18 protein-coding genes and 1 pseudogene are annotated in these 20,163 nt (G+C 68.3%); 14 read left to right on the top strand and 5 right to left on the bottom strand.

The genetic code is table 11. From position 1 onward, the window contains the following. Nucleotide 1: 1 nt before the first annotated feature. Nucleotides 2–967, bottom strand: coding sequence for a hypothetical protein (locus ACIBG7_RS27300; protein WP_397338088.1), 966 nt, complete (start codon nucleotides 965–967; stop codon nucleotides 2–4). A 323-nt stretch (nucleotides 968–1,290) separates the two neighbouring features. On the opposite strand from ACIBG7_RS27300, the gene ACIBG7_RS27295 reads away from it, so the two are divergent. Beyond that, complete coding sequence (locus ACIBG7_RS27295; protein WP_397338087.1) at nucleotides 1,291–2,157, top strand: alpha/beta fold hydrolase; 867 nt, start codon at nucleotides 1,291–1,293, stop codon at nucleotides 2,155–2,157. Between the two features lie 162 nt (nucleotides 2,158–2,319). Here the strand turns inward: ACIBG7_RS27295 and ACIBG7_RS27290 are convergent, their stop codons facing one another. The 3 genes from ACIBG7_RS27290 to ACIBG7_RS27280 all read right to left on the bottom strand — a co-directional run bounded on the left by ACIBG7_RS27290 (nucleotide 2,320) and on the right by ACIBG7_RS27280 (nucleotide 4,994). Then, complete coding sequence (locus ACIBG7_RS27290) at nucleotides 2,320–2,973, bottom strand: hypothetical protein (RefSeq protein WP_397338086.1); 654 nt, start codon at nucleotides 2,971–2,973, stop codon at nucleotides 2,320–2,322. A 15-nt stretch (nucleotides 2,974–2,988) separates the two neighbouring features. Next, the gene (locus ACIBG7_RS27285) at nucleotides 2,989–3,333 is read right to left on the bottom strand and encodes an Lsr2 family protein (RefSeq protein ID WP_397338085.1); all 345 of its coding nucleotides are present in this window, start codon (nucleotides 3,331–3,333) and stop codon (nucleotides 2,989–2,991) included. Nucleotides 3,334–4,841: 1,508 nt separating this feature from the next. Further along, complete coding sequence (locus ACIBG7_RS27280) at nucleotides 4,842–4,994, bottom strand: hypothetical protein (protein ID WP_397338136.1); 153 nt, start codon at nucleotides 4,992–4,994, stop codon at nucleotides 4,842–4,844. Between ACIBG7_RS27280 and ACIBG7_RS27275 the strand changes: the two genes are divergently transcribed. The 5 genes from ACIBG7_RS27275 to ACIBG7_RS27255 all read left to right on the top strand — a co-directional run bounded on the left by ACIBG7_RS27275 (nucleotide 4,953) and on the right by ACIBG7_RS27255 (nucleotide 7,901). Further along, on the top strand, nucleotides 4,953–5,810 hold the full coding sequence (locus ACIBG7_RS27275) for a hypothetical protein (RefSeq protein WP_397338084.1): 858 nt from the start codon (nucleotides 4,953–4,955) through the stop codon (nucleotides 5,808–5,810). The genes ACIBG7_RS27280 and ACIBG7_RS27275 overlap by 42 nt on opposite strands. A gap of 125 nt (nucleotides 5,811–5,935) precedes the next feature. After that, the gene (locus ACIBG7_RS27270; RefSeq protein WP_397338083.1) at nucleotides 5,936–6,460 is read left to right on the top strand and encodes a hypothetical protein; all 525 of its coding nucleotides are present in this window, start codon (nucleotides 5,936–5,938) and stop codon (nucleotides 6,458–6,460) included. Nucleotides 6,461–6,514: 54 nt separating this feature from the next. Next, complete coding sequence (locus ACIBG7_RS27265) at nucleotides 6,515–7,006, top strand: hypothetical protein (protein WP_397338082.1); 492 nt, start codon at nucleotides 6,515–6,517, stop codon at nucleotides 7,004–7,006. Nucleotides 7,007–7,156: 150 nt separating this feature from the next. After that, a complete protein-coding gene (locus ACIBG7_RS27260; protein ID WP_397338081.1) occupies nucleotides 7,157–7,573 on the top strand; it encodes a hypothetical protein in 417 nt (138 codons plus the stop codon). Between the two features lie 121 nt (nucleotides 7,574–7,694). Continuing rightward, nucleotides 7,695–7,901, top strand: coding sequence for a hypothetical protein (locus tag ACIBG7_RS27255; RefSeq protein WP_397338080.1), 207 nt, complete (start codon nucleotides 7,695–7,697; stop codon nucleotides 7,899–7,901). A 22-nt stretch (nucleotides 7,902–7,923) separates the two neighbouring features. Here ACIBG7_RS27255 and ACIBG7_RS27250 read toward each other — a convergent pair. Continuing rightward, nucleotides 7,924–8,911, bottom strand: a pseudogene (locus ACIBG7_RS27250) (IS5 family transposase). 448 nt (nucleotides 8,912–9,359) lie between these two features. Here ACIBG7_RS27250 and ACIBG7_RS27245 point away from each other — a divergent pair. The 8 genes from ACIBG7_RS27245 (at nucleotide 9,360) to ACIBG7_RS27210 (ending at nucleotide 20,055) form a co-directional block, all read left to right on the top strand. Beyond that, nucleotides 9,360–10,205, top strand: coding sequence for a hypothetical protein (locus ACIBG7_RS27245; protein WP_397338079.1), 846 nt, complete (start codon nucleotides 9,360–9,362; stop codon nucleotides 10,203–10,205). 287 nt (nucleotides 10,206–10,492) lie between these two features. Continuing rightward, entirely contained in the window at nucleotides 10,493–10,912 is a 420-nt protein-coding gene (locus ACIBG7_RS27240) for a pilin (RefSeq protein ID WP_397338078.1), read from the top strand. 266 nt (nucleotides 10,913–11,178) lie between these two features. Further along, a complete protein-coding gene (locus tag ACIBG7_RS27235) occupies nucleotides 11,179–12,684 on the top strand; it encodes a hypothetical protein (protein ID WP_397338077.1) in 1,506 nt (501 codons plus the stop codon). Then, on the top strand, nucleotides 12,681–13,643 hold the full coding sequence (locus ACIBG7_RS27230; protein ID WP_397338076.1) for a PrgI family protein: 963 nt from the start codon (nucleotides 12,681–12,683) through the stop codon (nucleotides 13,641–13,643). The genes ACIBG7_RS27235 and ACIBG7_RS27230 overlap by 4 nt, the downstream gene beginning before the upstream one ends. Next, the gene (locus ACIBG7_RS27225; protein WP_397338075.1) at nucleotides 13,640–15,481 is read left to right on the top strand and encodes a VirB4 family type IV secretion system protein; all 1,842 of its coding nucleotides are present in this window, start codon (nucleotides 13,640–13,642) and stop codon (nucleotides 15,479–15,481) included. The genes ACIBG7_RS27230 and ACIBG7_RS27225 overlap by 4 nt, the downstream gene beginning before the upstream one ends. Continuing rightward, a complete protein-coding gene (locus tag ACIBG7_RS27220; RefSeq protein WP_397338074.1) occupies nucleotides 15,478–18,063 on the top strand; it encodes a type IV secretory system conjugative DNA transfer family protein in 2,586 nt (861 codons plus the stop codon). The genes ACIBG7_RS27225 and ACIBG7_RS27220 overlap by 4 nt, the downstream gene beginning before the upstream one ends. Before the next feature lie 70 nt (nucleotides 18,064–18,133). Continuing rightward, nucleotides 18,134–19,075, top strand: coding sequence for a replication-relaxation family protein (locus tag ACIBG7_RS27215; protein WP_397338073.1), 942 nt, complete (start codon nucleotides 18,134–18,136; stop codon nucleotides 19,073–19,075). Continuing rightward, nucleotides 19,072–20,055: a C40 family peptidase gene (locus ACIBG7_RS27210; protein ID WP_397338072.1), complete on the top strand. Its 984-nt coding sequence runs from the start codon at nucleotides 19,072–19,074 to the stop codon at nucleotides 20,053–20,055. Before ACIBG7_RS27215 ends, ACIBG7_RS27210 begins: the two co-directional genes overlap by 4 nt. Nucleotides 20,056–20,163: the final 108 nt, after the last annotated feature.

Genomic DNA, 20,163 nt, shown 5'->3' with positions numbered 1-20,163 from the left:
GTTAACGGGCACTCCCCGTTTGTGCGGTGGGTCGGGCATCGATCGGCGATTGTGCGCTGCCTGGGGGAGGGGTCTGCGGCGCGTACGGCTTGGAGTGCCCGCCGCTCGGCCGGGTGAACAGAAGCACGTCGCTGTGCGCGCGTGGGCTCCAAGGCAGCCAAGCGCAGGCCGGCATCTGCTGGGCTCCAGCCGGCCGGCGGGCGGAGAGATGGTGCCCGGGGAGACGAGGGTCGAGGTGGTCGCCGCGGGCGGGTTGGTGAAGGGCGATGATGTGCTGCAGATAAACCAATCCCGCCCGCCTGGCCATGGCGATGATCTCCGGCAACGGATCGATCACATGGTCGGTTCGATGCAGGCCGGTCACCACCGCGAGGTGGCCGCCGGGCCTCAGCAGGTGCGCAGCTTGGACCACGTCGAAGCCCTCGGCCTCGAGAGCGGGCTGGCAGTCAGAGGAGACCAGGTGCTGCTGGCAGGTCTGCTCCGCCACGACCAGTCGTGCCCGGTCGGTGAGGTCTGCTGTCACTGGTGCGCCGTGGTCGTGCGGGTCCGTGATGCGCAGGTCTGTGACCTCCAGGTCGTGGTCGGGATGGGTGCGCGCGAGCCGGGTCCAGCTCACGCCGGCCCGCTCGGCGCTGCTGAAGACGGCCACCGGCAGGCAGCCCGCGGTGAGGGCGGCCGAGACCACCTGGTGGTCGGTGGCGCCCAGGTGGATGACCGTCTCGCCCAGGCGGGTGCAGGCGGAGATCAGGTGGCGGGCCAGTGGGCCGCTGACGGGAAGGCAGCAACCCGGCCGGCAGGTGGAGGCGCACTCGGAGTCGGCGGGGGTAAGCCAAACGGTCAGCGGCAGATGCGCCCGGGCCGGGTCCTGCGCCTCGCGGCGTACGGTGGGTTCATGACGTGCGGGGTTGGCCGGCTTGCTGGCGGCCGAGCTGGTGGAGCTGGCTGAGTTGGTGGTGGGTTCGGTCATGTGGGTGTGGCCCGAGTTCCGGGTCAGCGTTCCCTGTCACTGATCCAAATACCTGCCTCAGGGCCCGGGTTGGGACACGCCGTCAAGCAAAGCTCGTGTCATGCCTGTCGATGTCGGGTCGTCGCGCCCCTGCTTGAGCCCGACTGCTTGCTGCCCACAGGTGGATCGTCCGGTGGCCAGTCGTCAACGCCGGCCCAGTGGCTCTCGCGATGAGCAACGGAGCCAAACGTCGGCGAGGCTGGGCATCATTTGAAGATCAGCGACCTGAAGTGACGATGAGTTTGGCTCCAGTACTTGGGCCCCGACTGCCTTACACTCCCTCCATGACCGTGGCCTTGATCGAACTGGGTGAGGGTACGCAGTTACGCACTTGGACCACGGGCTCAGTGATCCCGCAACGATTTCCAGTGGTCATGCTGCATGGCGGTCCAGGGGTCCGGGACTATCTGGCCCCGGTCGCCGGCATCATCGAGGACCTGTGCCTGGTCCACCGCTACGACCAGCGAGGCACCGGCGGGTCCTCCTGGGAGGGAGAGCACACGATCGCTCGCCACGTTGAGGACCTGGTGCTGTTGCTTGATGCATGGGGGCACGACCGCGTTGTTCTGGTGGGGCATTCGTTCGGAACCAATCTGGCCGGCTACTTCTTGCTGGCCCATCCCGAGCGTGTGGCCGGACTGATTCAGATTGCCGGGCCGTTTCTGGATCCTTGGCGGGAAGCCGACCGAGCAGCACAGCGAGCACGACGCACTGATGACCAGCAGATCAGGCTCGATGAACTGGAAGCGCAAAAATCGCGCACAGAAGTCGAGGAGATCGAATACCTCACGCTGGCGTGGTCTACTGACCACGCCGACCGAACTCGAGCCTGGGAATGGGCGCTAACATCAGCCCGCACGCTACGGCCCATCAACTACGCGATGAACGCGCAGCTTAGCGCCGCGAAGAAGGCTGGTCCTCTCGAACTACACGTGGACGAGCTTCGTCAGCTCCTACCGCCCGGCGCGGTGATCATCGGCGGAGCTGGCGACAGCCGCCCCGCTGATGCCCTACGACGTCTCGGGACGCGCCTCAATTGCGAGGTGATCATCATCCCGAATGCGGGACACCATCCGTGGCTGGAGGCACCGGACCAGTTCGGTGCGGCGTTGCGTGCTGCCGTGGAAGCGCAGACCCAACGGGCTGGCTGACGGGCCAACGCCCACCTACGCCAGGCAAACCCGGCGCTCAGTGCAGCAGGCATTGGGCGCGGCCGTGCGCTCCAACGCAAGGCTTCCCCTGATGTCAGGGGATAGTCTCGGCCCCACTTGCGAGCATGAAAACCCCTACCTCTTCCGAGGTTGGGGTCCAAGCTAGCCGTAGGGGCGGTCTGGAACAAGATGCCGGTTCAACCAGAACCAGATGAGCGGCGGAACCTCCAGGCGAACACGGCTAGCGGTGTGTTGCGCAATCAACTTGGAGAGTTTGCGCCACTCTCGCCTGTAAAGGTGAGAGATGAAGCATATCTGCTCCGTGGCCATGTCGTCATCGCTCTTAAAACGCAATCTGAGGGCCAAGAGCTCCTTGACGGGCTCTCGTCCGACGATTTCCTCGAAGCGCGCCTGTCGGAGGTCCTCCCACTTAATGTCGTATACTTTATGTCGTTGTGAACGCGTAGGGGATTGGCCCCTCACTCTCATCCCCCAGGAATAGACGTGGAAGGCGATGGAGAACTTGGAGCCGATCGCGACTTCACGTTTGGGCCATCTTGGCCGGCGTGACACGCTGACAGGTTCGGGCACAGCTTCCACCGACTCGATGGCTACCTGGCTAGTTGCCCTGTTGAACGATTTGAGGGATGCCGCCTGTTGCCAGGCGAAGAGCCCGCCCGATCCGAGCGCGAAGGGTAGCGAGGCCCAGGCTGTGTCGACGACATCCACGCCCTGAGCTATGAGCCCGAGGATTGCCACGATTGCGCAGACAATCGTGGCAACTAGCAGCGACCTCGGAAGCTTGGGTAAGTTCATGCATCCCGCCGTTGGTTATGCCCGCGCTGCCTCGTACGCATCCACGACCATCTTGGAGATGCGGCCACGCTCGCTCACGTTCAGGCCAGCCTCCTTAGCCCACGAACGGATGGCCGACGACTCGTCGCGGCTGAGCTTGTCTCGACCGGCGACAGACAGCTTGCGGCCTCGAACACTGCGGCCATCGCGCACTGGGCGAGCCGCTGCGATGTAGGGAGCGAGAGCCTTCCTGAGGCTGTCCTCGTTCCTGCTGGACAGGTCGATCTCGTAAGCGTCGTTACCGATGCTGAACCGAACGGTGCCTTCGGCCTCGCTGCCGTCGAGGTCGTCAACGTACTTGGTAATGACTTGCTTCGCCATGCTGGTACTCCCAAGTGTTATACAAACAGAGGACCCTTGACGTGTTGTAGCGGTCCTATCTCAGCTCATCAGCTCGTCACGACACTGCGGACAGAGCTTCATGCGCTCGCACTGGTCAAGGATGTCCTCGGTGATCGGTCGATCATACATCTCGGAGTCCGGGTTGTAATCCGGAGGATAGCTCGTCATCGGGTCGATGACGAAGATAACAACAGTAGTTCTGTCGAACTCAAAGAGAGTTCCGCAGATCCAGCACTGACCAAGATCCGTTGCCGCGGGGCGTGAGCGTACTTCTTAAAAGAAGCCAGCAAGGACCAGTGGAGGAGCCATTCGCCTTTGCGACCACAGGCTTAGGTGTCGCATCGATCCTTGGGGTGATGGTTCGGGGGACTGGCGAGGGTTCACGCGCTCGGCGGGGTTCGCTGTTGGTTGCTAAAAGCGCCTTCATCTCGCTCCACTTGCTTGGTAGGGCTCCGGCCGCCTGCGGCCCAGGTAGGGGATGAAGTAACGCGGTGCCCCGGTAGGTCCATGGAGCTTCCATCGCTCGGTGAGCCCGGCTTCTTCCGCGTCTGCACCGAGGTTCTGAACTCTTTGCGCTGGCGTTCATTCGGGGGGTGAACGCCCCAGGCTTCTGGCCTTCTTCTCCAGCCCCTTCGCGGCAGCCACCAGCCCTGCCACCTCCTGCGGCTTAATGCCCAGATGCTTAATTGTCGGTGCGGCGATGCGTGATCATGCAGCTATGTTGCGCCTTTTGAACAGCCGAGACCCTGCCTTCCCACGGTTCGGAGGGAAGTGGAGCAGCGCCGCTCTCCGTGTCGTCGGTCCGGGAAGCGGCTTGGCGGCGGTCGCTCCCGGTACTAGCACTAGCGGCTAGGCCAAGGGCGGTATGGGTGCGGAGTCGCCTGCGGGCAGGACACGCCCTCAACTACGCGAAGCGCGTTCCGAGGTGGCACTTCCAAGTCGTAGGTGAAGCAGCGTCCGTCTCCGCCCCCCGTGTTGAACATCCGCACGACGACGTGGGCTCGGCCCGGCCGAGCGTCGAAGTGCCACCACTCCCGCCCCACCGAATCTTCCACCTCCCGTGCCGTCAGGCGCCCGTCCGCCGCCGCCGAACTCAGCGCACCGCCGATGCTCGCCGCTCGGGTCCGCATGCTCTGCAAGCCCGCTTCTTCACGGGCGCTCGCGAAGGAGTTGAGGCTGGCAAACACCCACACGACAGTGGCGATCGCCGCCGGAGCCAGCACGCCGAGCAGGACGGTGACAGCAAGAAACACCCGCCCCGCAACGGATGATCCCGATGAGGGCGTAGCGCCCCCCCACCGGGCTCATGAGGAACCACCGTTGTCGCCGTCGTGATCCACCTCGACCATGAACGGCATCCGGTAACGGGCCCACGCCGTCGTCTTCTCCGCCATGGCTACGATGATGTCGGCCATGCCAGGGCGAGACCACGCCCGGTGCGAGATTGTGACGCCCTCCAGGCCGCGACTCTTGTCAGGGCCGGGGGATCAATAGTCGCCCGCGCCGTCTTCGGCGAGGGTGTCGAGCCGACGCTCTTCGGCCTCCACTCGGCGCTCCCGCTCCACCAGGCGCTGCATGCCGGTGACTTCGGCGGGGGCGTGCAGGTCGACCACGCGCGAGGGCTGCTCGAGGCGGGCCATGCCGACGAGGTAGAGCCCAACCATTGGCCGCGCATGCACGGCAAGGCCGCGACCAAGCTGCGCAACCTCACCGTCCGGCTTGGCTCATACGTCGCGGGCGACGTCCGCGACTACCTCGCCAAGGTCGTGCCTCAGGACGCGGCCGTCGTGATGTTTCCGCCCTTCTACGGCGGATACTGCGAAGCCCAGTTCACGTCCACGCCTACCTCGGCGCGGGCCGCACACGCTCCGGAAACCGCCGAGAGTCTGACCAAGAACGATCGCTACGTGCGTGACGTCGCGGTGGCCATCAAGTGGTGCGAGCGGGCCGAAGCGTACGACCGGCACCTGGACAAGCTGTATGAACAGGCGTGGCTGGAAGAGCGGCGCAAGGCCGCCGAGGCGGACGCGAAGATCCTCGGCGCCGCCGTCGGCAAGATCGCTCAACGGCTGCCGGCGCTGCGCGCCGAGGACCTGTCGGCGGGTGACCTCATCCGGCTGCTGGACGTGACGATGCGGCACCGGCGTGGCCTGTTCGGCGATCCGACGCTCACCGTGGCGGTGACCGGCCCGAGAGGCGATCCGCTGATCGTGCAGCTGGCCGACTTCGCGAACCTGGCGCCGGAGGAGCGGCGACGTCGCCTGGCCGACCTGGTCGCGGCGATGGGGTGCCGGGTCGCGGCGGAGGGTGGCGGCGAGGACGAGGTATACCCGGCCGGCGACGATGACGGCCTGGACGAGACGCCGGCCACCCCCTGGGCCCATCCGTCGAGCCCGCATCGGAGGTGCCGTGGGCCAGGATGGCGGGCCTCTTCACCGTGGGCGCACCAGCGCTGATCATGCTCATTGCCGCCATAACGAGCCGTGCGGTTATGGCCTTCTCCTTCCTGGTGCTCACCCTGCTGACGCTGTTCCTTATGCCGGAGTTCGCGTCCTTGGGCCAGCGCGGATGAAGGAGAGGCTTGGCAGACACCCGCGCGGCCGGGTGGCGGAGTTTTGTGAGTGCGGCAGGTCACCGATACGACACGAACGCCGCGCTGGCGCAACTTTCGGCGCCTACCGTGCGACGAACAAGCATGGACGAACCGGCAGGGGAGGATGCGGCCCGTGCTCGCCGAGGCAGCCGGCGGGGTGAGATCCCCATCGTTGCGCTCACGGCAGGCTGGATTCTGGGCGCCCATTTCCTCTTCGTGCTGACTGTGTTCGCAGGATTTGCCGATCCCACGCCGGTGGTTGGGCGCCGACCGGACGGCACCCTGGTCCCCGTAGATGCTCGGAGTGCCTTGGAGCGGTGGTCCGCGGTTCTGACCTTCGAGCAGTGGCTTACCGCGCTGGGAGTCTTCTTGCCGGGCGTCCCTCTGCTCGTTGCGATCATCGCCTTCGTGAGCAGCCGGAAGGCGGTGGCTGTCTTCTTCGGCATTCTCGGCCTGCTGATTCTCGCAAGCATCTTCTGGTTCGCGTCCCTGGGAGCGAGCCCGGAAATGTGACGAAGAGTTCAGGAACACCGACTCTCGGATACTTCAGTGAATGGAACCAGAACAGTGATCGATCCAGCAGGCACGTTTCCAGACCAAAATCAGTACGATCTTCTAGCAGCTCATGGGTTCGGAGAAGCGTTCTGCGGCTACTGGATCGAGAGAGGCGATCTCGACGAGCTGGCCACCCTGCTAAGACTCGATCCGGCGTCTCGCCGGGATCAAGACCTGGCAACGGCTGCTGCCGACATGTCGAATGCCGTCGACATCTACGACCCGAGTGACCTCTGGATTGGCCCGCATAGCCCAGGGTGGTCGGTAGTCATCTGCTCGATGGAGCTGCAGGCAGTACCCGAGGGGGTCATCCCCGGCGCCCGGCGGCTCCTTGAAGTTAGCTGGACCTGGGATATCGATGGCCTCCACGACCTCTCTTTCTGTCAGGGGGACAAGCTGATTGCTCAGATTCCAGCGTTTCCGTGGGCCTTCCTCGCGGTACGGCCGGCGAAGCCAGCGAAGAGTTGCTGGCAGACTCCTTCCTCGCCATCGTGGGGCGAATGACCGGCCGTTTCCTCGACGAGGAGTGGTTCGCTACCCAGGGCCGCGTGTACAACGTGCCCGTTGGCGGTGCATGAGTCGGCGGACGAGAGGTTGAGCCGTCCAGGCGAGTGAACGGCGACGCGTTCCACGCCCGGCGACGGCATGGAGGAGGTGCGTAAGCAGCGAAGGAAGGCCCACGAGTTCGTCGACGGCCGTACAGCCCGGACACGCCGCCTGAAGCGCGACCTCGGCATCCAGGTGAAGTCGTGGCGACGCCCTTGCATGCTCCGCCACCCCAAACGGCTGGCGGACTACACCGCCCACCGGGACCTGGGCTGCGGCATCGACTACAAGCTCCTGGATCACGGCATTACCTGGTGGAGAGGCGGTCACCTGCTCGCCGTGGTGACCGAGCCCTACGACCCGGAGGGTGAGGAGGTAGCCGCGCTGACCGCCAGTTGCGTGCTGTACGGGCTGGACGTGCACATCAGCGGTGAGCACGCCGTGCACTTCCCGCCGTACACCCTCGCGGTGATCGTCACACGGGCCGGGGACCGGCTCCAGCATCGGGACAAGCGCGCGGGCTGAGCACCGCTTCCTCTCGCTCACCACACCGCCACAGAACAATGTCCGCAAAACGCACACTCGGACTGCTCAACAAGCCCTAGGGGCGGGTACATATCTATACGAATCGACCGAAAGAGACTCCATGGGGCTCTGGTTCACGCTCGGCGCCTTCGGCGTAGGAGCATTGCTGTGGGTTGCCTACGCCCTCATCGACGCCTTCTTCGGAGAGTTTGAATGGATTCTCGGAGCGGCCTTCCTGTGCATGTTCTGTGGCCTCTTCATCGGCGTCCTCTCAGTGATCGACTACTTCGGCTGGGTCGACCTATCAGGGCCAGGGCCTCTCTACTAGAGCCTGTACGGTGTTCGGATCTTCAGGCTGGGCGGAGGCTGCGGAGCCAGAGGATGGCCCCGCGTAGGTACAGGCCGGCGAGATAGCTGTCGGGGGTCTTGTCGAAGCGGAAGGCCAGACCACGCCACTCTTTGATCCGGTTGATGCATCGCTCCACGGTGTTGCGTTGCTTGTAGAGCTCGGCATCATGACCGACCGGCCGGCCACCGCGGGAGCCACGCTTCTTGCGGTGGGCCGCCTGGTCGGCCTTCTCCGGGATGACCGCCTTGATCCCGCGCCGGCGCAGATAGGCGCGGTTGCCACGGGAGGAGTAGGCCTATCGGCGGCCACCGCGTCCGGCCGGGTGCGCGGTCGACCGATCGGCAGGCGGATCCTGATGCGCTCCAGCACGGCACGGAACTGCGGGCTGTCACCGGCCTGTCCAGGGGTGAGAACGAAGGACAGCGGACGGCATCGCCGGTCGGCCGCCAGATGCACCTTGCCGGTCAGGCCACCCCGCGAGCGGCCCAGCTTGGCCACCTTCAGCCGGAAGCGATGCCGGCGTCGCATCCGTCGGCGTTCGTCCCGCTCTGCGTCATCGCCCGGGTCACCGTCACTGGCGATTTGCCCCTTTGGCGCAGCCCCTTTTCCTGCTCGGCGGCCTCATGCAGCGCTGCGGCCAGCTCGCTGTGCAAGGCCATTCCCGCGGCGTGGTGGTGGGCGCGGGCCGTCGCAGAGTCCACGCTCACCACGTCGAGACCGGCCTGTCCACGAGCCGCAGCCTCGGCGATCATCGCCTCCATCAGGCGCTCGAACACGCCGCTCACCGCCCACGAACGGAACCGGTCATAAACGGTGGACCAGGGCCCGTAGTCCGCAGCGGGCACATCCCGCCACGGACTGCCGGTCCGAAACCGCCACATCACCGCGTTGAACTGCTGCCGCAGATCCGGGATCGGACCTCGCTCACCCAAGGGCAGGTGAGGCTCGATCAGGGACCACTCCTCGTCGGTGACGTCTCCGCGTGCCATGGCGAACACCTACCAGGGCCACCAAGCAGACCGCAGGCAATCCCTCTGATCTCAACTCCGTACAGGCTCTAGCCCGATCGTGAGTGAGGCTCTCAGGCGTATCCGATAGCGCCTGCGGCACTTGGCCCCACTTTCAAGGCGAGCCTCACAGGCCGGCCTGGGGCGCCCGCCTGGCGCAAGCTTGACCCGAGAATTTGGCCTTCGTCTCGTTGTCGCAGGTCAAAGGGACTTTCGGTGCGCTATGACGGGAATCCTGGCCCCCGCCGCCGGGTGGCTACATGGATCGCTGCCTGATGTTTCTGCAGGTCATGCGGGGTTCGGTGGATTGGGGCAACGCTGAAATGATCTTTACCCTGCCCGGCGTCTGATCATTTTCTGCCCGGTTCCTGCCCAGGCGCTCTGAGCGGATAGCGACGTCCGAACCGAATCTCTTCCTCGGGAGCGTCGCATGTTCCACACCTCGGTCCACCTCTCTGCGGACACCACCTCACCCATCACCTCGGCCACCACCCCGTCCATCACGGCGGCCGCGCCGGACAGTGCGAGCGCACCGGCGGCCATCGCCGCCGGTTCCCTGCCGCTGGACGTGGCTGAGCACGCCTTCGAACTGCTGATGTGCGGCCCGGCCCCGCTGTCCATCGACGGGGCCGCCCTCGGGCAAGGGCTACCGGCCCGGCCGATCCCGTTGAACGAACTGCGCCAGATCCTGCTGCACCCGTCGTGCTCGCGTGCCACCCGCGACTACGTCTGGCGGCACCTTCTCGCCCAGGCCCGCGCCCACCGGAACGCGTGGATGGTCGCCGCCGTCGCCCTGGCGATCCCGATGCTGCGCCGCCTTGTCGGCGCCCTCGTCGGCAAGACCCCGTCCGGGCGCATCGACCGCGAAGACCTCGAAGCCGAGGTCCTGGCCGCCTACATGGAGGCCGTCACCCGGGTGAAGCTGACCTGGTCCCATCCGCTGCTGCGGCTCTCACGCATGACCCAGCTCGCCGTCTTGCGCATCGTGGCCGTCGAGCCGCCCAGGCTGCTGGACGACCCCGAGTCGATCGAGCGCGCCGGAAGCAGCCACGCCTTGGCCTATCCGGCAGGCCACTCCGACCTCCTGCTCGACCAGGCGGTCGCAGACGGGATCATCTCCGAAGCCGCGGCGGAGCTGATCCAGTTCACCCGGTTGGAGGGCATCCCGCTCACCTCCTACTGCCGTCGCCGAGGGCTGCTTTACTGCACCGCACTCAAGCGACGCCAGCGCGCCGAAGCTGCGCTCCACCAGGCATTCCTCAAGCGCAACCAGTAGCGGCTGGGCGGGCCGCCAGCCGAGCAGGCGAGCAAAGATCGCCCCAAACCGCCTGGCGCCGATGTCCCAACTCAGCTCTTCGGCCAGGTCTTTTACCTGTTAAGGCAGCGCGGAGGATGGCGCGGTCGGCAGTCGGAGCCGCTCCTGGTCACCGGTCCCTGTCACCCCGGCCCAGCTCCGCACCTCGAAGGAGGACGCCCGCCGGCCCGCCGCCGAGCCCGCCAACTCCGCGCCGCCTTCCCATCCGCCGCCGTACGGCTAGCGCCAGATGTTCCGGGAGGAAGCCCTTGTCCCGCCCGCGCCGCACCACCTCAGCACCGCTCCACAGCCTGACCATCGCCCTGCTCGCTCTCGCCCTGTCGGGAGGCATCGTCCTGGGCGTCCTGCTCGACCACGCCCTCGCCCACGCGGCCACCAGCCTCGCCGCACACCACGCCCCCGACCACGCCCTTGGGCATGCCCTGGCCGCGCCGGGTTCGCTCAACACGGTGATCGACAATCTCCGCAATGTCATCGTCGGACTGCTGGTGGCCCTGGCGACGCTCTTCCTCACCGTCGCAGGAGTCCGCTACATCCTGGCCGGCGGCGACCCCGGCGAAGTCGAGGCGGCCAAGAAGGGCCTGCGCTACGCCGCGCTCGGCTACGGCATCGCCGCCCTGGCCCCGCTCCTCGTCACGATTCTCAAAGGCATCGTGGGCGCGGAATGATCCGTCTCCCGTCTTGGCGGCGATGCTTCAGCCGGGCACGACACCGGCTGCGCCGTGCCGGCGTCATTCTGGCGTTGCTCGCCATCACCGTGTCGAGCGCGCCCGGCCTGCTTGTCGCTCCTGCTCGGGCCGATCCCGCCCCCTCATCCTCGCCCGCTCCAGGCCCGAGCCCGGTCCCGTCTGCACAGGTGACGTGGCCTCCACCCGCCCCACCCGCTACGCCGATCCCGCCGCCGGCGACGGGCGAGGCGCAGGAGTGCGGGTGGATGGACGCCGGGTGCAAGCTCAACCAGGCGATGAACGGCTGGTTCACCAGCCTGGTCGCTGATGCGATCAATCCCGCCTTCGTCACCGTCGGCAGCGTCCTGCTCGCCGCCCCGCCGCCGTCGATGCTGGCCCGCGTTCAGGAACTGGCCGGACATGTGCGGCAGGTCGCGAACGCGCTGCTGGCGTTGATGGTGCTGGCCGCAGGCGTGATCGTCATGGCCCACGGCAGCACCTCCGGTATCTCGACCACACCGGGGGAGGTCGTCCCGCGCCTGATCGTCGCGGTGATCACCTTGAATACCTCGCTTCCGATCTGCCAGTACGCCATCGAACTCACCAACGCCATGGTCACCGCCCTGCTCGGCGACGGCGTCGACCCCACCCGCGCCGGGAACCTCCTCGCGGCCAAGGTCGACGGCCTGATCAAAGACCCGATCGGCACGGTGCTTTTCCTGGTGCTGCTCGTCGGCACGGCAGTACTGATGGGGCTGCTGCTGGCCTTCATCGGCCTGATGCGCATCACCTTGCTGCTGTTCGTCATCATCGCCGCGCCGCTCGCGCTCCTGTGTCACGCGCTCCCGCAGACCGAGGGCATCGCGAAGCTGTGGTGGCGCAGCTTCTTCGGGCTGCTGGCCATCCAGGTCCTGCAAGCGCTCGGGTTGATCCTGGCGTTCAAGTTGCTGCTCACCGACTCCACCGACGCCTACTCCCTGGCCGAGCCCGCAGACCCCGGCCTGCGCGACGGCGTCGAGGCGCTCGCCCGGTCCGGCGCCCACAAGGCGCTGGACGCGCTTTTGGTGATCGGCATCCTGTTCATCCTGATCAAGATCCCCGGCTGGGTGGCCCGGACGATCTGGCAGCAGGGCCAGCCCCACATGCTGAAACGCCTCGTCAAGGCCGTCATCGTCTACAAGTCGTTCGGTGCCGTCCGCGCCCTCGGTCAGGCCCGCACCCCTACCGCCGCAAGCAAGTCCACCACCGCAGCCGGAAAGACCGCCGCTGCAGCCAGGAGCCGGGGCGGCAGATCGGCCAAAGGCGAAGCTGGGCCCGGCAGCAGCCGGAAGCCGGTCGGCCGCCGCACGCCCGAGCGTCCCGGCTCCACGACATCGACCAGCAGCTCTACGACGGGAACCGCCATGCCCAGTCGTTCGCCTTCCTGGCAACAGCTCGAACTCCCGCTCAATCTGCCCGCACACGATCCGCCTGCGCCCGCCCCGCAAGCGGCGGCTGCCTCAGCCCGGCGGGCCCGCCAGGGCAAGCAGCTCGCGCTGCCGTTCGCGGTCACTCGCGTCCCGCGCGTGCCCGCGCCACCCGGTGCAACGGCAGCGACCTCAGCTCCGCCTGCGCTTGCGGGGGCCGGGACGTGGATACGGCCCCGCCCACCCTGGGTGCAAGACCGGCTGCCCGGCATGCCCACCCGGCCACCCCGGCCCGGCCAGCTTCGCCTGCGGCTCGATCCGCCGCCCCGCCGTACCCCGCGCCAGCCGAAACAGGGGGACCGATGAGACACGACGCCGAACCGCCGCCGCTGCTGGCCCGCATTCCCGCCGATATCAACCAGCCCGACAAGATCGCCTACGGGCTCACTCTCCGCCAGTTCCTCATCGTCGCCTTGACCGGCGGCATCGCGGCCGCCGTCTACTACCTGTTCCACCAGCTGCTGCCCGTCATCATCCTGGTCGCGATCCTGCTCCCGCTTCTCGCCTTGGGGCTGGCGATCGCCCTCGGACGCAGGGACGGGCTGACCTTGGACCGGTTCGCCCTGGCCGCTCTGCTCCACGGCCGGGCCGGCAAGCGTCTGGTCGCCGCACCGGACGGGGTCGCTGAACCGCCTCGGTGGTGCCGCCTGCGCGGCAAGCTGCCCGCGCCGCTCCGGCTGCCGGTGAAGGCGATCCGTACCGACGGCGCACTCGAACTCGCCGACGGGGGAGTCGCCGTTCTGGTGGAGACCGGCACTCTGTCCTTCCATCTGCGCACCACCGGAGAGCAGGCCGCGCTGGTCGGCGGGTTCGGGCGGTGGCTGAACTCGCTCGAAGCACCCGTGCAGCTCCTCGCCCGAGCCCGGCCGGCCGACCTGACCCACCTCATCGAGACCATCCAGGCCCAGGCCGGCGGTCTACCTGACCCGGCGCTGGCCTCGGCCGCCCGCGAGCATGCCGGCTACCTGGCCGATCTGAACACCTCCCGCGAGCTGCTGACCCGGCAGGTCCTCGTCGTGCTTCGCGACCACCCCGCCGCCAGCAGGGGCCGCCGGACGGTACGGCGCGACACCTCGGCCGCGGTCGTCTTGCGCCGCGCCGCCGAAGCAGAACGCGCCCTGGCAGCGCTCGGCCTCACCACCCGCGTCCTGGACGCCGACCAAGCCGCCCGGGCTCTCGCCGAGTGTCTCGACCCCGGCGCCTGGCTCCCCGCCGGCCAAGCCCTGCCCGACGAACTCATCACCTCGCCCAGGAGCCTCCCGTGAAGCTTCGCCGCCGCTCCCGCCACCGGGAGCCGAGCCCGCTGACCCGACCGGCTGCTGTCCAGGTCGGCGTGCGCACTCTCACCCTGCCCGACGCTGTCACTACCTCGTTCGCCGTCACCGGCTACCCACGCGAAGTCGGCGCGGGCTGGCTCGAACCGCTCCTCACCTACCCCGGCCACCTCGACGTGTCCCTGCACATCGAACCCATCCCGCAGCAGGTCGCGGCCATGCGGTTGCGCCGCCAACTCGCCCGCCTGGAGTCGGCCAGCCGATCCGATGCCCAACACGGCCGCCTGGCCGACTTCGGAGCCGAGGCCGCCGCCGATGACGCCACCGATCTGGCCGACAGCCTCGCCCGGGGCCACGGCCGCCTCTTCAAAGTCGGCCTCTACCTCACTCTCCACGCACCCACCGAGCAGGAGTTGGCCGCCGAGGTCGAACGCGTCCGCGCGCTGGCATCCTCGCTCCTGCTCGACGCCCAACCAGCAACCTTCCGCGCCTTGCAGGGGTGGACGACGACGCTGCCGCTCGGCGTCGACTCCCTGAACCTGACACGCACCTTCGACACCATCGCGCTCGCGGCGGCCTTCCCCTTCACCTCACCCGACCTCACCTCCGAGATCGGCGAGAGCAGCGTGTTGTATGGGCTGAGCGCCACCGGCTCCGGCGTCGTGCTCTGGGACCGCTACGCCCAGGACAACCACAACTCCGTCATCCTCGCCAGAAGCGGCGCGGGTAAGAGCTTCTTCACCAAGCTCGAAACCCTCCGGCTCCTCTACCAGGGGGTCGAGGTCGCCGTCGTCGATCCCGAAGACGAATACGCACGCCTGGCCCGCGCGGTCGGCGGCACCTGCCTGCACCTGGGGGCCACCGAAGTCCGATGGAACCCGTTCGACCTGCCCGCCAGCCAAGGCCCGAGAGACGACGTGCTTTCCCGCCGGGCGATGTTCCTGCAGACCCTGATCGCCACCATGCTCGGGGGCCAGCTCACCGCCCCGGCCCGCGCCGTCTTGGACTCGGCGATCCTGGCCACGTACGAGGCTGCCGGGATCACGCGCGACCCGGCTACCTGGACCCGGCCCGCCCCGCTGCTCGCCGATCTGGTCGCTGCCCTTATCCGAACCGGGGGCGGGGGAGAGGCCGGGACGGATCTGGCAGCCCAGCTCGCCCCCTACGTCTCGGGCTCCTACCGCGAGCTGTTCGACGGCCCCACCACCACCCACCCTTCCGGGCACCTCACCGTCTTCTCGCTGCGGGACCTGCCCGAGGAGATGAAAGCGGTCGGCACCCTTCTGGCCTTGGACGCCATCTGGCGCCGGGTGGCCAACCCGCGTGAGCGCCGAAAGCGCCTCGTGGTGGTGGACGAAGCCTGGCTTCTGATGAAAGAGCCAGAAGGGGCACGGTTTCTGTTCCGGATGGCGAAAGCGGCCCGCAAGCACTGGGCTGGACTCGCCGTCATCACCCAGGACGCCGCCGACCTGCTCGGGTCGGAACTGGGGCAGGCGATTGTCGCCAACGCCGCCAACCAGGTGCTGCTCCGGCAGGCGCCGCAAGCCATCGGCGCCGTAGGCGACGCGTTCGATCTGACCGATGGCGAGCGGCAGTTCCTGCTCACCGCGGAGCGAGGCGAGGCGCTTCTGATCGCTGGGCCGGCCAGCCGAGCTGCCTTCCACATCATCGCCTCACCCACCGAGGCAGCGCTGGTCACCACCGACCCTGCCCAGCTGGCCCAGCTCGATCAGCTCGCCGAGTCCCATCAACAGCCCGCGCCGGCGGACGCGTCGACCGGCTTCCCCGAGACCGGCGGCCCCGGGGATGAGGAGGCCGATCCGCTGTGAAGCCGACCGTCACAGACGCTGAGAGTCCGTGCCTGCTGTGCGGGATCGACGAGAACGACGTCCAGAAGGCCCTGGATTTCCTGGCCGAGCTGCCGGCCCGGCTGCCCGAGTTCGCCCTCGCCCACGGACCGCGTATCGCCCTGGTCCTGGCCGTCATCTGGTCCGTGGCCGCCGCCGTCAGCTACCTGCTCGGCTGGGCCCACCACGCCGACATGACCCCGCAGGCCCGGCTGATCGAGATCTCCTCCCCACCGCGCAGCGACCCCGAAGGGGCGCTGGTGCTGTGGCGGCAGCTGGTCGGCCTGCTGCGACCCGCATGGGCTCGCATCTTCACCGGGCAGCCGCACCTGGTGTGGGAGTACCACGGCAGCAACGCCGGAATCCGCATCCAGCTGTGGGTGCCCGGCACCGTACCGCCCGGCATCGTGGAGAAAGCCGTCCAAGCCGCTTGGCCGGGCGCGACCACCACCACCTCACCGGCCACCTCGCCTTTGCCCAAAGGCGCGCAGGTCGCGGGCGGACGCCTGGTACTCGCCGCGCCCGAGCATTTCCCCCTCACCACCAACCACGACCACGACCCCGCCCGCTCCCTGCTGGAGGCCATGAGCGGACTGCGTGAAGGCGAACACGCCGTCGTGCAGATCCTGGCCCGCCCCTCCACCGGCCGCCGCCTGCGCCACGCCTACCGCGCCGCCGCCCACCTACGCGGCGGCGGCAGCCGCACCCACGTCGGCCGCGTCTTCGACGCCGTCCTGCCCATGCCGGCCGGCCATCGCGAGCATCGGCCCGGCGAGCTGGCCCGCGACTTTCCCGAACGAGCTGAGCAGGTCCGTGCGATCTTGGAAAAGGCCGGTCAGCCGCGTTACGAGGTGGCGATCCGCTACGCCGTCTCCACCAGCCGCCACCCCACCTCCACCACCACGGCCGAGAACAGCCAGCCGGACAGCGCACGCTCCGGCTCGACCCCTCGTGACTTGGTCCGCAGGTGGCTGCGAGGTCAAGCCCACACGCTGGCCGGCGTCTTCGCCCTGTTCACCAACAGCCACCAGTACCTGCGCCGAGCACGCCTGATGCGGCCCGGCCGCGCGATCAGCTCGCGCCGCCTCGACCACAGCTACCTGCTGTCGGTCGCCGAGCTGGCCGCGCTCGCCCACCTGCCGTGGGACATCGACGCCCCCGGCGTCACCCGCGCTGGAGCCCGCCCCGTCGCTCCGCCACCGGCCATACCCCGCACCACGGCGGCCGGTACGGCCCGCATCCTGGGCGACGCCGACAGCGGCCCACAGCGCCCCATCGCGCTACCCGTGGCCGACGGGCGCCACCACACCCATGTGCTCGGCGGCACCGGCGTCGGCAAATCCACCCTCCTCGCGAACGTGGTCCTGGCCGACGCGCAGGCAGGCCGAGGCGCGCTGATCATCGACCCGAAAGGCGACCTGATCACCGACATCCTCAACCGGCTCCCCGCGAGAGCCGTCGGCAAGACGGTCGTGTTCGACCCCCAGGACCCGGCCCCGCCGCCATCGATCAACATCCTCGCCGGCCCCGACCCCGCCTTCGCCGTCGACTCCGTCGTGACCATCTTCCACCGCTGCTTCTCCACAGCGTGGGGACCACGCGTCGACGACCTGCTCCGCTCCACCTGCCTCACCCTGACCAGCGTCCTGGGCTGCAAGGCGACCTTGGCCGACGTCCCCAAGCTGCTGACCGATTCAGCCTTTCGCGCCCGGACCACAGGCGAACTACACGACGAGCTGCTGGCCGGATTCTGGGACTCCTACGAAGCACTCACCCCCGCCGGACAAGCCACCGTCATCGGCCCCGTCATGAACAAGCTGCGCGCCGTCCTCCTACGGCCGTTCGTCCGCCAGGCACTGGCCAGCCCGGACACCACCGTCCCCATCGGGCAGCTCCTCGACCGCGGCGGACTGGTCCTCGCCCGGCTCCCCAAGGGCATCCTCGGCGACGACGCCGCCCGCCTGTTCGGCTCCATCCTGCTCGCCCACACCTGGCAGGCCACCACCCGCCGCTCCGGCCTCGCCGAGGCCGACCGGCCGGACGCCTGCCTGGTGATCGACGAGTGCCACAACTTCCTGAACTTGCCCGGCCATATCAACGACGTCCTGGCCGAGGCGCGCGGCTACCGGCTCTCCCTGGTGCTCGCCCACCAGCACCTGGACCAGCTACCGGCGGACCTGCGCGAAGCCCTGTCGGCCGACGCCCGAAACAAGGTGTACTTCAACACCTCACCCAAGGACGCCAACGAGCTGAAACACCACACCGCACCGCTGCTCACCCCGCACGACCTCACCCACTTGGGCGCCTACCAAGCCGCCGCCCGCCTGGTGGTGGACGGGCAGCAGACCTCCGCGTTCACCCTGCGCACCAGGCCCCTGCCCGCACCGGGCGAAGGACGGCAGGAGGCGATCCGGCAGGCATCCCGCGAGCAGTTCACCCAGCCCAGCCGTGCCCCCCGGCCACGCGCCCGCACGGCCCGCACGGCCCGCAAGGTCCGCGTCGAGCCGGACCTGCGCCCCACCCTCCACAGCCGGCCAGCAGCCCGCGACGAGCAACTCGACTGACTGATCCTGCCCTCGGCCAGCCGCCCGCCCGGCCACACCGCCTGTATCCGCCTCGCCTTGGAGGTCCGTCGTGTCCGTCACCCGTATCCCGCTCCGCCTGGCCCGCTTCGACGCTGCCGCTATGGCCTACGCCGCCGCCCGCCTCACCCCGCGCGACTACCGGATTCTGGAACACCTCTACCACCACCGCGTGCTGACCACCCACCAGCTGGAGAAGCTGTTCTTCACCAAGCCACAGCCCGCCCGCCGCCGCCTGGGCATCCTGCGAAAGCTCGGCATGATCGCCTCCGCCCGGCCCTGGACACCCACCGGCTCCCACCCGAACCACTGGGTCCTGGGCCGGGCCGGAGCCGAAGTCCTCGCTCTGCGCGACCAGACCACGGTCAAAGAGCTGGGCTACGACGCGGACCGAGCCATGTCGCCCGCCCTGTCGTCTAAGCGCGGCCACCACATCGGCGTCAACGACTTCTTCGTCACCCTCGCCCACCTGGCCCGACACCGCCCCGACAGCCACCTGCGAGCCTGGCTGTCGGAGAAGCAGTGCCTGAAGATGTGGGGCGATCGGCCCCGGCCCGACGCCTACGGCTGCTGGATGGAAGACGGCCACCAGATCGACTTCTTCCTTGAACACGACACCGGCAGCATGACCCTCGCCAAGGTCACCGACAAACTCGCCGCCTACGCCGACCTCGCCGACACCACCAGGGTCAACAGCCCGATCCTGTTCTGGCTGCCCAGCCGCACCCGCGAGACCAACCTCCGCAATCTCATCACCACCGCTGACCTGCCGATTGCCACCGCCGTGCAAACCGAGCTCGAGGACGGCCCGGCCGGACCCTGCTGGCTGCCCATCCCCCCACACGCCAGCCGCGAGCGCATGCGACTGGCCGACCTCGCCGGCGGCTGGCCCCACCTGACCCTCGGCGCAATCCCCGAACCACCCGACACCGCCCAGGACGAGACCGCCTTCCTCGACCGCATCTTCAGCGACGAGGAGAAGACGAACAGGTGAAGGCCGCCGCGGCCGGCGCCGTCCTCCTGCTGCTCATCGTCTTGGCCTTTCTCGCAGCCGCCACCAGCATCCTGACCGGCTCCGCAACGCCCGGCGGCGTGGCCTGCGCGATCACACCCGCCACGACGGCGAGCAGCACGGCGAGCCGGCCGGTCGCGGCTCCACCGGTCACTACCGTCGCCTCCACGTTGACCTTGGACAGCGAGCAGCAGACCCACGCGGCGCTCATCGTGCAGATCGCGATGGAGCGCGGCCTGCCAGCACGAGCAGCCGTCATCGCCATCGGCACCGCCCTGCAGGAATCCAAGCTCCGCAACCTGACCTACGGGCACCTCGATTCACTCGGCCTCTTCCAGCAACGTCCCTCCCAAGGGTGGGGGACACGCGAGCAGATCCTCGACCCCCGCTACGCGACCGGCACCTTCTACGACCACCTGGTCAAGGTGCCGCGCTGGGAGCAGCTCCCGCTCACCCGCGCCGCTCAAGCGGTGCAGCGATCCGGCTTTCCTGACGCCTACGCCCCATGGGAGCCTCTCGCTCAGAGCGTCGTTGACGCGCTGGCGGGAACCTGCGTCGCCCTCATCCCCGCTGAACGTGTGGCGGCGGTTATCGCCTACGCCCACGCCCAGCTCGGCAAACCCTACGTGTGGGGAGCCGAAGGGCCGGCCTCCTTTGACTGCAGCGGGCTCACCATGCGTGCCTACCAGGCCGCCGGGATCACGATCCCGCGCGTCGCCGCCGACCAATGGCGGTGGGGGCCGCCCATCCCGCGTGGCCAGGAGCAGCCCGGAGACCTCGCCTTCTTCCGGATGGAAGCAGACGGGCCCGGACACGTGGGCCTCGTCATCGGAGGCGGCCGGATGATTCACGCCCCCAACGAACGGACCGTCGTTCAAATCGACACCTACCAGCGCCGAGACCTCATCGGGTTCACCCGCCCGGCCGCCCACGCACCCACCGGCCATCCCGACCCGCGCTAGCCCCGCTCACGGGACCGGTAGCGTCGGGGCGGCGATCCGCTCCGGGGATGGGCGCGGAACGCCATGCCGGGATCACAGCCGCCCGGCCCATGGGGCCCATCCATCCGA

The organism is Nonomuraea sp. NPDC050328 (genome assembly GCF_044459405.1).
Lineage (GTDB): Bacteria > Actinomycetota > Actinomycetes > Streptosporangiales > Streptosporangiaceae > Nonomuraea.
The sequence above is the reverse complement of the archived record's forward strand: the minus strand, read 5'-3'. Positions and strand labels throughout refer to the sequence as shown.

Bases quoted from the DNA above. Each gene is read 5' to 3' on its own strand.
- ACIBG7_RS27300 (WP_397338088.1), bottom strand. From the start codon at position 967: ATGACCGAACCCACCACCAACTCAGCCAGCTCCACCAGCTCGGCCGCC.
- ACIBG7_RS27235 (WP_397338077.1), top strand. From the start codon at position 11,179: ATGGACGCCGGGTGCAAGCTCAACCAGGCGATGAACGGCTGGTTCACC.
- ACIBG7_RS27280 (WP_397338136.1), bottom strand. From the start codon at position 4,994: ATGGCCCGCCTCGAGCAGCCCTCGCGCGTGGTCGACCTGCACGCCCCC.
- ACIBG7_RS27290 (WP_397338086.1), bottom strand. From the start codon at position 2,973: ATGAACTTACCCAAGCTTCCGAGGTCGCTGCTAGTTGCCACGATTGTC.
- ACIBG7_RS27245 (WP_397338079.1), top strand. From the start codon at position 9,360: ATGTTCCACACCTCGGTCCACCTCTCTGCGGACACCACCTCACCCATC.
- ACIBG7_RS27295 (WP_397338087.1), top strand. From the start codon at position 1,291: ATGACCGTGGCCTTGATCGAACTGGGTGAGGGTACGCAGTTACGCACT.
- ACIBG7_RS27230 (WP_397338076.1), top strand. From the start codon at position 12,681: ATGAGACACGACGCCGAACCGCCGCCGCTGCTGGCCCGCATTCCCGCC.
- ACIBG7_RS27255 (WP_397338080.1), top strand. From the start codon at position 7,695: ATGGGGCTCTGGTTCACGCTCGGCGCCTTCGGCGTAGGAGCATTGCTG.
- ACIBG7_RS27285 (WP_397338085.1), bottom strand. From the start codon at position 3,333: ATGGCGAAGCAAGTCATTACCAAGTACGTTGACGACCTCGACGGCAGC.